Genomic DNA, 14,919 nt, shown 5'->3' on the forward strand with positions numbered 1-14,919 from the left:
GGCACGTCCCTTCGAAAGTTGCGATGGCTGCAGCGACACTCCCGGGGTGACCTGCGCGACCGCGGGGGCTCTGGACGCGGCATCCATTGTGCTATAGGTTGTCGTCAGCAACAATTTGCGCGACCCAAAGGAGCGTCATGCCCACCCCCACCCGCGACGACAAGTTCTCGTTCGGCCTCTGGACGATCGGCTACAACGGCGCCGACCCCTTCGGCGGTCCCACGCGCCCGCCCCTCGACGTCGTGCACGCCGTCGAGAAACTCGCCGAACTCGGCGCCTACGGCCTGACGTTCCACGACGACGACCTGTTCGCGTTCGGGTCCACCGATGCCGAACGCCAGACGCAGATCGACCGGCTGAAGGGCGCGCTGTCCGACACCGGACTGATCGTCCCGATGGTGACGACCAACCTGTTCTCCGCTCCGGTGTTCAAGGACGGCGGTTTCACCTCCAACGACCGTGACGTGCGCCGCTTTGCGCTGCGCAAGGTGCTGCGCCAGTTGGACCTCGGTGCCGAACTCGGTGCGAAGACGTTCGTGATGTGGGGCGGCCGCGAGGGTGCCGAGTACGACTCCGCCAAGGACATCCGCGCCGCACTGGAGCGCTACCGCGAAGCGGTGAACATGCTCGGCCAGTATGTGGTCGACAAGGGCTACGACATCCGGTTCGCGATCGAGCCCAAGCCCAACGAGCCCCGTGGCGACATCCTGCTTCCCACCCTCGGGCACGCCCTCGCCTTCATCAATTCGCTGGAGCGCCCGGAGCTGGTGGGTCTGAACCCCGAGGTCGGCCACGAGCAGATGGCGGGGCTCAACTTCGCCGCCGGCATCGCCCAGGCGCTGTACCACGGCAAGCTCTTCCACATCGATCTCAACGGCCAGCGGGGCATCAAGTACGACCAGGACCTGGTGTTCGGCCACGGCGACCTGCACAACGCGTTCGCGCTGGTGGACCTGCTGGAAAACGGCGGCCCCGGCGGCGTGCCCGCCTACGAGGGCCCTCGTCACTTCGACTACAAGCCCTCGCGCACCGAGGACGAGACCGGGGTCTGGGACTCCGCCGCGGCCAACATGCGCACCTACCTGCTGCTGAAGGAGCGCGCCGCGGCCTTCCGCGCCGACCCCGAGGTGCAGGAGGCGCTTGCCGCCTCGCGCGTCGACGAACTGTCGGTTCCGACCCTCGGTGACGGGGAGTCCTACGACGACCTGCTCGGCGACCGCACGGCCTACGAGGACTTCGACCCGTCGGTGTACTTCGGCGGCAAGGGCTTCGGGTTCGTGCGGCTGCAGCAGCTGGCCACCGAGCACCTGCTCGGCGCACGCTGACGCGCGCGGGCGGCCGCTGGTGGCACTCGTGATGGGCGTCGATTCGTCGACGCAGTCGTGCAAGGTCGTCCTGACGGATGCCGCAACGGGCGCGATCGTGCACCAGGGCCGCGCCGCGCACCCCGACGGCACGTCCGTGGACCCGGAGGCGTGGTGGCAGGCGCTGCAGTCAGCGATCACGGATGCCGGCGGGCTCGGTGCGCCTGGCGACCCCGACGGCGTCGCAGCGTGGGCGATCGGCGGGCAGCAGCACGGCATGGTCGCCCTCGACAGCGAGGGACGCGTCGTCCGCGACGCCCTGCTGTGGCACGACAACCGCTCGGCCCAGGCCGGCGCGGACCTCATCGCCGAGTTCGGGGCGGACCAGCTCGCCCGGCGGACGGGGCTCGTGCCGGTGGCATCCTTCACCATCACCAAGCTCCGCTGGCTGCGCGACCACGAACCCGACAACGCCGCGCGCGTCGCGGCCGTCGCCCTGCCGCACGACTGGCTCACGTGGCGCCTGCGGGGCTTCGGCCCCACCGGCCGGTCGCCACGGGGCCCGGTGCTCGATGAGCTCGTGACCGACCGGTCAGACGCCTCGGGCACCGGGTACTGGAACCCCGACACCGGTGACTACGACCGTGACCTGCTCATCGCCGCGCTCGGGCACGACGCGGTGCTGCCGCGGGTGCTCGGGCCGGGCGAGAGCGTGCGCGACGCCGACGGCCGGCTGGTCGGCCCCGGCGCCGGCGACAACGCGGCGGCGGCGCTGGGCGCGGGTGCGCGCACCGGCGACGTGGTCGTCTCGATCGGCACGAGTGGGACGGTCTTCGCCGTGAGCGCCGAGCGCACGGTGGATGCCACCGGCACCGTGGCCGGGTTCGCCAGCGCCGACGGCGCGTTCCTGCCACTGGTGGCGACCCTCAATGCCGCCCGCGTGCTCGAGGCGATCCGGCGGCTGCTCGGGGTGGATCACGCCGAGCTGTCCCGGCTCGCGCTCGCCGCGCAGCCGGGCGCCGCCGGCCTGCGGCTGGTGCCGTACTTCGAGGGGGAGCGCACCCCCAACCTCCCGGATGCCACGGCGTCGCTGGCCGGCATGACCCTGGCATCCACCACGCGGGAGAACCTCGCCCGCGCCGCCGTGGAGGGGATGCTCGGCGGCCTCGCGGCGGGACTGGACGCGCTGCGCGGACTGGGCGTGCCGCTGGAGCGGGCCTTGCTCATCGGTGGCGGCGCGCAGTCCGAGGCGGTGCGGACGATCGCGCCGCTGGTGTTCGGGATGCCGGTGGAGGTCCCCGAGCCCGGGGAGTACGTCGCCCTCGGCGCCGCCCGCCAGGCCGCCGCCCTCGTCGCGCCCCATTAGCGGGCGAATCGGCACGGGCGGGTTCACAGCGCGCGCCTACACGACGGCCCTAGGGTCGAGGGCATGGCGAACCCCGCGGGCCAGGAGCATCTGTCACTGTCGACCCAGGACCTGCGCGACCTGCGCGACGACCTGCAGCGGTTCCTGCTGGAGTATCGGTTCGGGCTGCAGGAGGTCGAGACGAAGATCTCGATCCTGCGCGACGAATTCGCGAATATGCACGCGTACAACCCCATCGAGCACGTCACCAGCCGGGTGAAGTCGCCCGACAGCCTCGTCGAGAAGGTGGTGCGCAAGGGCATCGCCGCCGACTTCGACACCATCCGCGCGAACATCACCGACGTCGCCGGGGTGCGCATCACCTGCAGCTTCCGCGCCGACGCCTACCGTCTGTTCGACCTGCTCACCGCGCAGTCCGACATCACCGTGATCGCCGTGAAGGACTACATCGCCGAACCCAAACCCAACGGGTACCAGAGCCTGCACGCGATCGTCCAGGTGCCGGTGTACCTGTCCACCGGTCCGGTGCACGTGCCGGTGGAGATCCAGTTCCGCACCATCGCGATGGATTTCTGGGCCAGCCTCGAGCACAAGATCTACTACAAGTACGACCGGCAGGTGCCCGACTCGCTGCTGGCCGAACTGAAGGATGCCGCCGACTCGGCGGCCGCGCTGGACGAGCGGATGCAGCGCCTGCACCTCGAGCTGCACGGCCCCGGCCGCGGGCCGGTGGTCCGGCCGGTCTGAGCGGACCCGCTCGCGCCCGGGCAGAATGGGGCGCGTGGCGCACGAGGATCTCGACGAAGTGGCGGCGCAGCTGTATGCGCTGACGCCGGCGGAGTTCACCGCCGCCCGGAACGCCCGCGCGGCTGCGGCGTCGGGCGAGCTGGCCAAGGCCATCCGCGCACTGCGCAAACCGGTCGTGTCGGCCTACGCCGTCGACCTGCTGGTGGCGGAGGGACAGCTGGGCGAGGCGCTGGACCTCGCCGCGGCGTTGCGCGAGGCGCAGGACGACCTGGATGCCGCCGAGCTCACCCGCCTCAGCCGCGAACGGCGGGCGCTGGTCGCCGCGCTCGCGCGCCGAGCCGCGGGACTGGCGGGCGACCGCGGCGTCGCCGTCAGCGCCGCGGCGGCCCTCGAGATCGAGTCGACGATCGATGCCGCGGTGCGCGATGCCGCAGCCGCCGCCGCCGTGCTCACCGGGCGCCTGGTCAGGCCGCTGTCGGCCACGGGCGTTGACCCGGTCGACCTCGACGACGCCGTCGGCGGCACGATCCCCGGCGTCGCCGAGCGCCCCGCCCCGCCGCCGCGCGACGACCTTGCCGAACGCCGTGCCCGCCGCGCCGCGGAGAAGGCGCTGCGGGAGGCGGAGCGGGAGGCATCCGAGGCCGAACGCCGGCTCGCCCGCGTCGAGGCGACGCTGACGAAGGCGCGCGAGCGTGCCGACCACCTGGCGGAGCGCGTCGAGGAGTTGCAGGCAGACCTTCATCGTGTGCAGGCGGATGCCGCCGCCGCCGACTCCGCCGTGGCGAGCGTGGAAGCCGAGCGAACGGATGCCGCGGAGGCCGCCCGCGCCGCCCGCCGCGGCGCCGACAGCGCGCAGCAGGCCGTCGAGAGCGTGACCGCGCGTGGCTAGGGTGTGGTCCGGGGAAGACGACGAACAGCAGGAGGAAGACGCATGAGCGTTGCGCTTTCGACCCTGTTCGCCGACGCCCGCTCCCGCCTGGCAGGGCTCTCCCGCGATCGGCTCGGGACGCACCTGCCCGGGCGGCGGGTGTTCGGCATCTCCCGCGCTGCGCGCATCGTGCCGGCCGGCGACGCCTGGCACCTGGGCGTGCTGCTGCTGACCGACGACGCGGTGCTGGCCACCGGCGACATCGTGCGGGCGCGGTGGGAGGTGCGACGCGGCTACACCGCGCAGTCGCAGCGCGAACGCGCCGAGCTCGAGGCGGCCGCCTTCCGCGGCGGCTTCACCGAGGGGGCGGTCGTGCACATCGGCTGGCGGATGCTCGACCTCGACGCGGTCGCACGGGGCGAGGCATCCGGCCCGCTCGCGCTGCAGGGCGACGTGCCCAGCGTGCGCTGGAGCGCAGCCGGCGGGTACCGGCCGCTCGAGGGCTATCTCGCCGAGCACATCGAGCTGCTGCGGCGCCCACCGCTGCGCTCGTCCTGAACGGGAACGGGGACTGTCCGCGCGTTTGTCAAGCGGCGTTTCGCGGTAACACGCGCCGACTAGTGTTGCCGAGGTGCAGACATGGCCTGGATCCGCTTATCCCCTCGGTGCGACCTTCGACGGTAATGGAACGAACTTCGCCATCTTCAGTGAGGGGGCCGAGCGCGTCGAATTGTGTCTGTTCGGCGACCGCGGCAAAGAGACGCGCGTCGAGCTCGTGGACGTCGATGCGTTCGTGTGGCACGCGTACCTGCCCACCGTGCAGCCGGGTCAGCGCTACGGCTACCGCGTGCACGGCGAGTACGACCCGTCGTCCGGAAAGCGGTTCAACCCGAACAAGCTGCTGCTGGACCCCTACGCCAAGGCCGTCGACGGTGAGGTGACGTGGGGCCAGGAGGTGTTCGGGTACCCGTTCGGGGACCCCGACGGCCGCAACGACGAAGACTCGGCCGCAACGATGATGAAGGGCGTGGTGGTCAACCCGTTCTTCGACTGGTCGGGCGACCGTCAGCCGAAGACCCCCTACGCCGAGTCGGTCATCTACGAGGCGCATGTGAAGGGTCTCACCCAGCTGCACCCTGATATCCCGGAGGAGATCCGCGGCAGCTACAGCGCCATCGCGCACCCCGCGATCATCGAGCACTTGAAGAAGCTCGGCGTCACCGCGATCGAACTCATGCCGGTGCACCAGTTCGTCAACGACTCGACCCTGCAGGACAAGGGCCTGTCCAACTACTGGGGCTACAACACCATCGCGTTCTTCGCGCCGCAGAACACCTACTCCGCCTCCGGCGCTCACGGCCAGCAGGTGCAGGAGTTCAAGGGAATGGTGCGGGCACTGCACGCCGCCGGCATCGAAGTGATCCTCGACGTGGTCTACAACCACACCGCCGAGGGCAACCACCTGGGCCCGACCCTCTCGATGCGCGGCATCGACAACGAGGCGTACTACCGGCTCGAGGACGACGACAAGCGGTACTACACCGACTACACCGGCACCGGCAACAGCCTCAACGTCGGCAGCCCCCACACGCTGCAGTTGATCATGGATTCGCTGCGGTACTGGGTGCTGGAGATGCACGTCGACGGCTTCCGCTTCGACCTGGCGGCCACGCTCGCCCGCGAGTTCTACGACGTCGACCGGCTGGCGGCGTTCTTCGAGCTCGTCCAGCAGGATCCGGTGGTCTCGCAGGTCAAGCTCATCGCCGAACCGTGGGACATCGGCCCCGGCGGCTACCAGGTGGGCAACTTCCCGCCGCAGTGGACGGAGTGGAACGGCAAGTACCGCGACACGGTGCGCGACTTCTGGCGCGGCGAGCCGCAGGCCCTGGGTGAGTTCGCGTCCCGGGTCACCGGTTCGGCCGACCTGTACGAGCACTCCGGGCGCCGCCCGGTGGCATCCATCAACTTCGTCACCGCCCACGACGGCTTCACCCTCCGCGACCTGGTGTCGTACAACGAGAAGCACAACGACGCCAACGGTGAAGACGGCCGGGACGGCGAATCGCACAACCGCTCCTACAACTTCGGCGTCGAAGGCCCCACCGACGACCCCGAGGTCCTCACGCTGCGCGCCCGTCAGCAGCGCAACTTCATCGCGACGCTGCTGCTGAGCCAGGGCGTGCCCATGCTGCTGCACGGCGACGAGCTCGGCCGTACGCAGCGGGGCAACAACAACGGCTACGCGCAGGACAACGAACTGACCTGGGTGCACTGGGACGCCATCGATCAGCCGCTGGTGGAGTTCACCAGCGCCCTGGTGAGGTTGCGCCGCGAGCACCCTGCGTTCCGCCGCAGCCGGTTCTTCAACGGCCGCCCGGTGCGCCGCGCAGAGGGCGAGCCGGTGCCCGACATCGTGTGGATGCGCCCCGACGGCACCGCGATGCAGCCCGAGGACTGGGACTCCGGGTTCGGCCGCGCGATCGGCATGTTCCTCAACGGCGCCGGCATCAAGGAGCGCGACCGCCGCGGTGAGCCGATCAGCGACCGGCACTTCTTCGTGCTGTTCAACGCCGGCGACGAGACCGTCGACTTCCACATCCCCGACGTCGAGTTCAGCCCGCGCTGGGACGTACTCGTGGACACGGCGGGCACGATGGCCGACAGCGACCCCGTCGACCCCGGCGACGACATCGTCGTGCAGCCGAAGTCGCTGGTCGTGCTGCGCGAGCACTCGCTCCCGGAGGTGGAGGCCGACCACTCGGTGTCAGCGTCGCTCGCGGCCAACACCGGCATCATCGACGAGATCCCCAGCGCCGCGCCCAAGGGCGAGGTGGGCCGGTGACCGAGGCGCACCCCGCTTCGACCTACCGGCTGCAGATTCGACCCGCGTTCGACCTGGATGCCGCAGCAGAGCTCACCGGCTACCTGCGCGACCTCGGGGTCGACTGGGCGTACCTGTCGCCGCTGCTGAAGGCGACGCCCGGATCGGATCACGGCTATGACGTCGTCGATCCGACCCAGGTGGACCCCGCCCGCGGCGGCGCCGCGGGCCTGGACCGGTTCGCGGCCGCGGCGCGGGAAGCAGGTCTCGGCATCCTCGTCGACATCGTCCCCAACCACATGGGAATCTCGCAGCCTGCCGAGAACCCGTGGTGGTGGGATGTGCTGACCCACGGCCGGGGCAGCGCGCACGCCGACGCCTTCGACATCGACTGGGAGTACGGCGGCGGCCGGGTGCGGGTGCCGATCCTCGGCGCCGAACTGCCTGAGGTCCTCGCCGCCGGTGAGCTCGTCGTCGACGCGGATGCCGGACTCGTGCGCTATCACGATCACGCGCTTCCGCTGGCGCCCGGGTCGCTCGACGGCTCCGACCCGGCCGACGTGGCCGCAGTGCTGGCGCGTCAGCACTGGGAACTGATGTTCTGGCGCCGGGAGGCGGCAGAGTTGAACTACCGCCGCTTCTTCGCCGTCACGACCCTCGCCGGGGTGCGGGTGGAGCAGCCCGCGGTGTTCGACCAGGCGCACGTCGAGATCCTCCGCTGGGTGCGTGACGGCCTCGTCGACGGCCTGCGGATCGACCACCCGGACGGTCTTGCCGATCCCGGCGGCTACCTCGACCGGCTGGCCGAGGCCACCGACGGGGTCTATGTGCTGGTGGAGAAGATCCTCGAGCACGCCGCGACCGACCACGCCGAGGCGCTGCCGGGCTGGTGGCAGACCGCCGGCACGACCGGCTACAACGCGATGGCCGAGGTCGACCGCGTGCTGATCGACCCCCAGGGCGAAGTGGGGTTGAACCGGATCGACCACGCACTGCGCGCCGAGACCGGGGTGGCGCCGCTGACCAGCTACGCCGACCTCGTGCACGACACGAAGCGGATGATCGCCGACACCATCCAGCAGGCTGAGATCGCCCGGCTGGTGCGGGTGCTGGCGGGGCTGGACACCGGTATCGACGCGGACGACGCAGCCGTGACCGACGCGCTGGCCGAACTGCTGGCGAACTACCCGGTGTACCGCTCGTATCTGCCGGCCGGGGTGGAGCATCTCGAGCACGCCGTCGCCGAGACCGAACGCCGCCGCCCGGACCTGGCCCGGCTCGCGCGGGAGCTGGCCGCCCTGGTGCGCGAACCCGGCACCGAGCTGTCGCGCCGGTTCATGCAGACCACGGGACCGGTCATGGCCAAGGGCGTGGAGGACACCGCGTTTTACCGCATGACTCGCCTGGGAACCCTCACCGAGGTGGGCGGGGACCCGTCGGTGTTCGCGCTCGACGTCGAGGGGCTGCACACCGCGTTCGCGCGTCGGCAAGCGCACTGGCCGCACGAGCTGACCTCGCTGTCGACGCACGACACCAAGCGCGGCGAGGACGTGCGCGCGCGCCTCGCGGTGCTCGCGGAGATCCCCGACCGCTGGGCCGAGGTGCTCGAGCGCCTTCGCGCGGTGGCATCCACCGGCCACGGTCCCTTCGACGCCCTGCTGTGGCAGGCGATCGTCGGCTCATGGCCGGCGACCCCCGAGCGCCTGCACGCGTACGCCGAGAAGGCCGCCCGCGAGGCGGCCGAGCGCACCGGCTGGTGGGGTCCGGATGCCGCGTTCGAGGAGCGCATGCACGCCGTGGTGGATGCCGCGTTCACCCAGGCCCGACCGCTGGTCGAGGAGTTCGTCGCGGAGATCTCCGCCGCCGGCTGGTCCAACTCGCTCGCGGCGAAGCTCGTGCAGCTGACCGCCCCCGGCGTCCCCGACGTCTATCAGGGGTCGGAGCTGTGGGAGACGTCGCTGGTGGACCCCGACAATCGCCGCGCCGTCGACTTCGCCGAGCGCCGCGAGCTGCTGGGCCGCCTCGACGACGGCTGGGCGGCGCCAGTGGATGCCACCGGGGCTGCCAAGCTGCTGCTGGTCTCCCGCGCGCTGCGGCTGCGCCGCGACCGTCCCGAGCTGTTCGACCGGTACCGACCGGTCGAAGCGGTGGGTGCGGCATCCGCCCACGTCGTCGCGTTCGACCGCGGCGGCGCGATCACGGTGGCCACTCGTCTGCCCGTCGGGCTGCAGCGACGCGGCGGCTGGGACGACACCGCGGTGATGGTGCCCGCCGGCACCTGGCGTGACGCGCTGACCGGGCGTAGCGTCGCGGGCGGGACGGTCCCGTTGTCCTCGCTGTTGGCGACCTACCCCGTCGCGCTTTTGACCATGGGGAAAGGGGACGCGCGATGAGCGTGGAAGTGTGGGCACCGCGGGCGCAGCGAGTGCGGCTTCGCCGACCGGGGACCGACGACCTCGAGCTGGCAGTGCGCGACGGCGGCTGGTGGACCGTCGACGTCGACCTCGATGAGGGGGAGCGGTACGGCTTCGTGCTGGGCGAAAGCGAGGCGCTGCGGCCCGACCCGCGGTCGCGGCGACAGCCCGACGGCGTGCACGCGGCATCCGCTCATTTCGACCCCACGTCGTTCGAGTGGACCGACTCGGCATGGACCGGCCGCCAGCTGGCCGGCGGCCTGATCTACGAACTGCACATCGGCACCTTCACCCCCGAAGGCACGCTGGATGCCGCCATCGGGCGGCTGGACCACCTGGTGCAGCTCGGCGTCACCCACGTCGAGCTGCTGCCGGTCAACGGCTTCAACGGGGTGCACAACTGGGGCTACGACGGCGTGCTCTGGTACACCGTGCACGAGGCGTACGGCGGGCCCGTGGCCTACCAGCGGTTCGTGGATGCCGCGCATGCGGCGGGCCTGGCCGTGGTGCAGGACGTCGTGTACAACCACCTCGGCCCGTCCGGAAACTACCTGCCGGAGTTCGGGCCCTATCTGCGCGACGCGAGCCGCAACACGTGGGGCGACAGCCTGGACCTCGACCAGCAAGAGGTGCGCGAGTACATCCTGCGCAACGCCATGATGTGGCTGCAGGACTACCACGTCGACGGGCTGCGGTTGGATGCCGTCCACGCACTGCTCGACGACAGCCCCACCCACATCCTGCGTGAACTCGCCGAACGCGCCGACGCGCTGTCGGCGCACCTCGGCCGTCCGCTCACCCTCATCGCCGAGTCGGACATGAACGACCCGACGCTCATCCTGCCGCGGGAAGCGGCCGGCTACGGACTCAGCGCGCAGTGGAGCGACGACTGGCACCACGCGGCGCACGTCGCCCTCACCGGGGAGACCACGGGCTATTACGAGGACTTCGCCGCGATCGAGGCGCTGCCGAAGGTGTGGACGCGCGGGTTCTTCCACGACGGCACCTTCTCGTCGTTCCGCGAACGCGACCACGGGCATCCGATCCCCGCCGAGGTGCCGGCCTGGCGCCTGGTGACCTTCGCGCAGGACCACGACCAGATCGGCAACCGGGCCACCGGCGACCGGCTCTCGGCGACGCTGTCGCCCGAGCGCCTCGCCATCGCCGCGGTGCTCACCCTCACCGCCCCCGGCACCCCCATGCTGTTCATGGGTGAGGAGTGGGGAGCGACCACACCGTGGCAGTTCTTCACCTCCCACCCGGAGGAGTGGCTGGCCAAGGCCACCGCGAAGGGGCGCACCGAGGAGTTCGCCAAGATGGGCTGGGACGAGTCGGTCGTGCCCGACCCGAACGACCCCGCCACGTTCGAGCGCTCGAAGCTGGACTGGTCGGAGATCGCCACGGATGAGGCGGCATCTGCCCCGCATCGCACGCTCCTGCAGTTGTACCGCGACCTCGCGCGGCTGCGCCGGGAACGGCCGGAACTGACCGATCCCGCCTTCGGTGCGCTGTCGGCCGATGCCGTGGAGATCGCCGGCGGCCGGCGCTTCCGGCTCGGTCGCGGCGCCCTCACGGTGCTGGTGAACCTGTCGCAGGAGCCCTGGCACGCCTCGGCGGGCCTGAATGACACGGTGCTGCTGGCGACGGATGCCGCGGCGTCCGCCACGCCGGCCGACGGCATCCTCACCGTCGCTCCCGACAGTGCGGTGATCATCGGTCCGCCGCCGGCGTGACCCACCTGAACCTGTCAACCCCGTGCCCGGGCGGCGCGGTGCGCCTACCGTAGGAGGATGACCGACCGGAGCACCGCGGGGCGTCCTGCCGATCTCGTGCGCCAGATCGGCGTGATCAGCGCCATCAGCTTCATGCTGATCGCCGCGGTGGTCGGCGTCGGCGTGCTCGGCGGCACCCCCGTGCAGGATCTGCAGGACGGGGCGCTGGCCGCGGACGGGTCCTACCTGGCCCCGGGCAGCCAGGCGTTCTCGATCTGGACCGTCATCTACGTGCTGATGGTCGGCTACGCGGTGTGGCAGGCACTGCCGTCGCAACGCGCCGACGGGCGACAGCGGCTGCTGGGCTGGTGGATCGCCGCGACGGCAGTGCTCAACGGCCTGTGGCTGGTCGCGGCGCAGTTCACCACCCTTCCGCTCACGGTGCTGGTCATCGTGCTGCTGCTGGCCACGCTCGGCTGGACCTACCACCTGGCGGTGCAGCGCCCCCCGCGCGGCCTGCGCCAGGCGCTGCTGACCGACCTCACTGTCGGCCTGCACCTGGGCTGGGTCGCGCTGGCCACTGTCGCCAACAGCTCGGCCTGGCTCACCCGCATCGTGCCGGCGGACTGGGCGGAGGCGGCAACCGCCTTCGGCATCGCCGTCATCGTCGTGGTCGCCCTCGTCGGCGTGGCCATCGCACTGGCCGGACGCGGCCGCATCGCGCCGGGGCTGGCGATGGGATGGGGGCTGGTCTGGATCGGGGTCGGTCGGTGGGTCGATCAGCCGGCCAGCGAGCCGATCGCGATTGCGGCGTGGATCGCGGCGGGCGTCGTGGTGATCGTGCCGATCATCGTCACGGCCGTGCGCTTCGCCAGCAACCGCAGCTGAGTCACTGGCCGAAGCGGCGCGCGAACGCGTGGAGCAGCCGGCTGGGCTCGGTCAGGGGTGCCGCAAGCACGCGCTGCGCGATGAGGTCGTAGTCCCGGGCATCGAAGTAGCCATCGTCCCGGTAGATCGCCATGCGTTCGGCGAAGGCCGCTCCGGTGGGTTCGGGGTGGAACTGCGTGGCATAGAGGTTCTCGCCCACGCGGTACGCCTGCACCGGACAGGCGTCGTTCGTCGCGAGCAGGGTCGCCCCCGGCGGCGGCGTGCCGGCACCCTCCTTGTGTGCGGTGAGGGCGGTGAAGCGGTTCGCCAGTGCGCCGAAGAGCGGATCGTGGGCGGCGGCCTCGGTGAGGGTGACCGTCGTGGGGCCGGTGTCCTCCGGGAAGCCGCGGGTCACTTCGCCGCCGAGCATGCGGGTGACGATCCCGACGCCGTAGCAGGTGAACATCCCCGCCGTCTCGCCGGCCGCGGCGCGGGCGGCGAGACGCTCGATCTCCGCCTCGACACGACGCTGCACGTCTGTCTTGGTCGACTCGGGGTCGGTGACGTTGAACGGGCTGCCGCCGACGACGAACCCGGAGTACCGCTCGAACACGTCGTCGGGGAGCGCCTCGCGCACCAGATCCAGCTGGGCCAGGTCGCCCTGTCGCATCGCTGCGCGGAAGGATTCGTACTCGCCCGCGGCGGCGCCCGCCTGCGGTCGCACACACACATAGGCCAGGGGACGCATGCCGCGATTCTATGGCCGCGCTCCGCGCGATCGGCTGGGAGTCGCCGGACGCGTTGGCCGGGGCATCCGAACGCACCGGCATCGTCGATGACCCGTCGTTTCACATGGGACTGGTGTCTGGGGGGCACGGTCCCCGGAGCCGGCGGTTCAGCCGCGGGAGGATTGCGAGGTGCGGCCCCGGACGATGCCGACGAACGCCTCGACGAGCGGGGTGGTCGCCTGCACCGGCCACGCCAGCGCGACCGGTGAGAGCGGGCCGTCGCGCAGCGGACGGTGGGCGACGTCGCGACGCTGATGCAGCCGGGCCAGCGACATCGGCACGATCACGACACCCACGCCGGCACCGACGGTCTCGATCGCCTGCTCGGTGTTCTCGGGTGGGGCGAAGCTCGGGGCGACCGCGCGCGGCACCTCCAGGTGCAGGACGTCGTCGCGGGGTGTGATCACGATCTCACCCGCCAGGTCGTCGAGGGTGAGCTCGTCGGCGGCGGTGAGGTGCGACTCCGCTCCACAGACCACGACGGGGACCTCGTCGTACAGCGGGATGACGTGCAGCCCTTCGGCGTCGATCGGGCGACGCACCAGTGCAGCGTCGACGGATGCCGACATGAGCGCGTCGCGCTGCTCGGCGACCTGCAGCGGCACGAGGATCAGCGGATTGTGCGGCATGCGCTGCTGCCAGAGGTCGATCCACTTGCCCGGCGTTGCACCGGGGATGACGCCGAGGCGGAACGGACCCGGAGCCACGCGCGGCGGCTCGGGCGCGAGGGCCGGACGCGCCGGTCGTCGCGCCGGTTTCGCCGGGGCGGGCCGCCTGCTCTGGTGGTGCGGGTCCCGGCCGGGTCGGGGAGTGCCGCTGCGTGCCATCCCCCGAGCGTAACCCGCCCGCATCAGCGGCACGCGGTCGAAGGGCCACAGGCCCTGCGGTGAGGGCGCTACGCGGCCAGGCGCAGTCCGCGGCGGTCGGTGGCGACTCGCTCGCCATCGGCGACGATCTCACCGTCGCCGATGAGGGATCCCCGCTCGATGCGCGCGTGCGCGCCCACGGACGTGCGGATGCCGATCTTCGCACCGGCGCCGATCGCGGCTCCGGAGCCCACGTGGGCAAGCTCAGCGATCTCGACATTGGGACCGATGACGGCGTCCGGTTCGATCCACGCACCGCGACGGATGCGCACGCCGGCGGCGACTTCCGCGCCTGGTTCGACGTAGGCGCCCGCTTCCACGAGTGCACTGGCGTGCACCTTCGCGCCGTGCGCGATCAGACCACGGCCGTTGACGTGCTTGCGGTAGCGCAGCGTCTCGCCTCGGTCGTTCTCGATGTCGACGTAGTTCTTTCCCACAGTCACCTCCTGGGCACCTTTCGGTGCCGAATCAATGACAACGCAGCCCTCTGGGGATTCATTCCCGCCCCTCAGCGCCTGCGAGGATGGATCAGTGACAGAGACCGGACCCTCGCTCGTCTTCGACAAGAAGGCCACCGAGCACAGCGTTGCCGAGGATGTACTCGGCATGCTCAGCGGGACCTTCGCGGCCTCTTTCGGGCTGTATCTGCTGAACGCATCGGAGGCGGTCACCGGCGGCACGGCGGGGCTGTCGCTGCTGCTGGGCTTTGCCACCGGCTGGCCGTTCTGGCTGCTGTTCGCCGTCATCAACGTGCCGTTCGCGGTGCTGGCGGTGTGGAAGCGGGGCTGGGCGTTCACGGCCCGCACGGTGATCGCGATCGGTCTGGTGTCGTCGTTCTCGGTCGTCCACGAGCGGCTGTTCACGATCGAATACCTCGATCCCGTCTACGGCGCCCTCGCCGGGAACCTCATGGCCGGCATCGGCCTGCTCATCGTGTTCCGCCACGGCGGGAGCCTGGGCGGGTTCAACGTCATCGCGCTGATCCTGCAGGATGCCACGGGCTTCCGCGCCGGCTGGACGCTGATGATCTTCGATCTGCTGGTCGTGGTCGCGGGGCTGCTGGTGGTGCCCTGGCCGAACGTCGTGCTCAGCGCTCTCGGCGCCGTGCTGCTGAACCTCGTGCTGGCGCTCAATCACCGCCCTGGTCGGTACATCGGGCGTTGACC

The 14,919-nt window shown here is 71.1% G+C and carries 13 protein-coding genes; 10 read left to right on the forward strand and 3 right to left on the reverse strand.

Annotation, left to right across the window (positions count from 1 at the left end):
• Positions 1-137 precede the first annotated feature (137 nt).
• The 9 genes from xylA to QNO11_RS01825 all read left to right on the forward strand — a co-directional run bounded on the left by xylA (position 138) and on the right by QNO11_RS01825 (position 12,120).
• Entirely contained in the window at positions 138-1,325 is a 1,188-nt protein-coding gene (gene xylA / locus QNO11_RS01785) for a xylose isomerase (protein ID WP_257509018.1), read from the forward strand.
• Between the two features lie 19 nt (positions 1,326-1,344).
• On the forward strand, positions 1,345-2,670 hold the full coding sequence (locus tag QNO11_RS01790; protein WP_257509019.1) for a xylulokinase: 1,326 nt from the start codon (positions 1,345-1,347) through the stop codon (positions 2,668-2,670).
• Positions 2,671-2,733: 63 nt separating this feature from the next.
• On the forward strand, positions 2,734-3,417 hold the full coding sequence (locus QNO11_RS01795; RefSeq protein ID WP_257509020.1) for a GTP pyrophosphokinase: 684 nt from the start codon (positions 2,734-2,736) through the stop codon (positions 3,415-3,417).
• A 34-nt stretch (positions 3,418-3,451) separates the two neighbouring features.
• A complete protein-coding gene (locus QNO11_RS01800; protein ID WP_374113817.1) occupies positions 3,452-4,306 on the forward strand; it encodes a transposase in 855 nt (284 codons plus the stop codon).
• Positions 4,307-4,348: 42 nt separating this feature from the next.
• Complete coding sequence (locus QNO11_RS01805) at positions 4,349-4,843, forward strand: glutaminase (protein ID WP_257509022.1); 495 nt, start codon at positions 4,349-4,351, stop codon at positions 4,841-4,843.
• 73 nt (positions 4,844-4,916) lie between these two features.
• Positions 4,917-7,127: a glycogen debranching protein GlgX gene (gene glgX / locus QNO11_RS01810; protein WP_257509023.1), complete on the forward strand. Its 2,211-nt coding sequence runs from the start codon at positions 4,917-4,919 to the stop codon at positions 7,125-7,127.
• Complete coding sequence (gene treY / locus QNO11_RS01815) at positions 7,124-9,499, forward strand: malto-oligosyltrehalose synthase (protein ID WP_257509024.1); 2,376 nt, start codon at positions 7,124-7,126, stop codon at positions 9,497-9,499. Before glgX ends, treY begins: the two co-directional genes overlap by 4 nt.
• Positions 9,496-11,253 carry a malto-oligosyltrehalose trehalohydrolase gene (treZ, locus tag QNO11_RS01820; protein WP_257509025.1) on the forward strand — a complete coding sequence of 586 codons (1,758 nt, stop codon included), beginning with the start codon at positions 9,496-9,498 and terminating at the stop codon, positions 11,251-11,253. Before treY ends, treZ begins: the two co-directional genes overlap by 4 nt.
• 57 nt (positions 11,254-11,310) lie before the next feature.
• Positions 11,311-12,120 carry a TspO-related membrane protein gene (locus tag QNO11_RS01825; RefSeq protein ID WP_257509026.1) on the forward strand — a complete coding sequence of 270 codons (810 nt, stop codon included), beginning with the start codon at positions 11,311-11,313 and terminating at the stop codon, positions 12,118-12,120.
• A gap of 1 nt (position 12,121) precedes the next feature.
• Here QNO11_RS01825 and QNO11_RS01830 read toward each other — a convergent pair whose 3' ends face one another.
• The 3 genes from QNO11_RS01830 to QNO11_RS01840 form a co-directional block, all read right to left on the reverse strand.
• Positions 12,122-12,847, reverse strand: coding sequence for a glutamine amidotransferase-related protein (locus tag QNO11_RS01830; protein ID WP_257509027.1), 726 nt, complete (start codon positions 12,845-12,847; stop codon positions 12,122-12,124).
• 147 nt (positions 12,848-12,994) lie between these two features.
• Positions 12,995-13,594 (reverse strand): LysR substrate-binding domain-containing protein, encoded by a 600-nt coding sequence (locus QNO11_RS01835; RefSeq protein ID WP_257509028.1) that lies wholly within the window; start codon positions 13,592-13,594, stop codon positions 12,995-12,997.
• 188 nt (positions 13,595-13,782) lie between these two features.
• Positions 13,783-14,190, reverse strand: coding sequence for a transferase (locus QNO11_RS01840; RefSeq protein WP_257509029.1), 408 nt, complete (start codon positions 14,188-14,190; stop codon positions 13,783-13,785).
• A 94-nt stretch (positions 14,191-14,284) separates the two neighbouring features.
• On the opposite strand from QNO11_RS01840, the gene QNO11_RS01845 reads away from it, so the two are divergent.
• The gene (locus QNO11_RS01845) at positions 14,285-14,917 is read left to right on the forward strand and encodes a YitT family protein (protein WP_257509030.1); all 633 of its coding nucleotides are present in this window, start codon (positions 14,285-14,287) and stop codon (positions 14,915-14,917) included.
• Positions 14,918-14,919 lie beyond the last annotated feature (2 nt).

It is taken from the genome of Microbacterium sp. zg-B96 (genome assembly GCF_030246865.1).
In the GTDB taxonomy this organism is placed as follows: Bacteria; Actinomycetota; Actinomycetes; order Actinomycetales; family Microbacteriaceae; genus Microbacterium.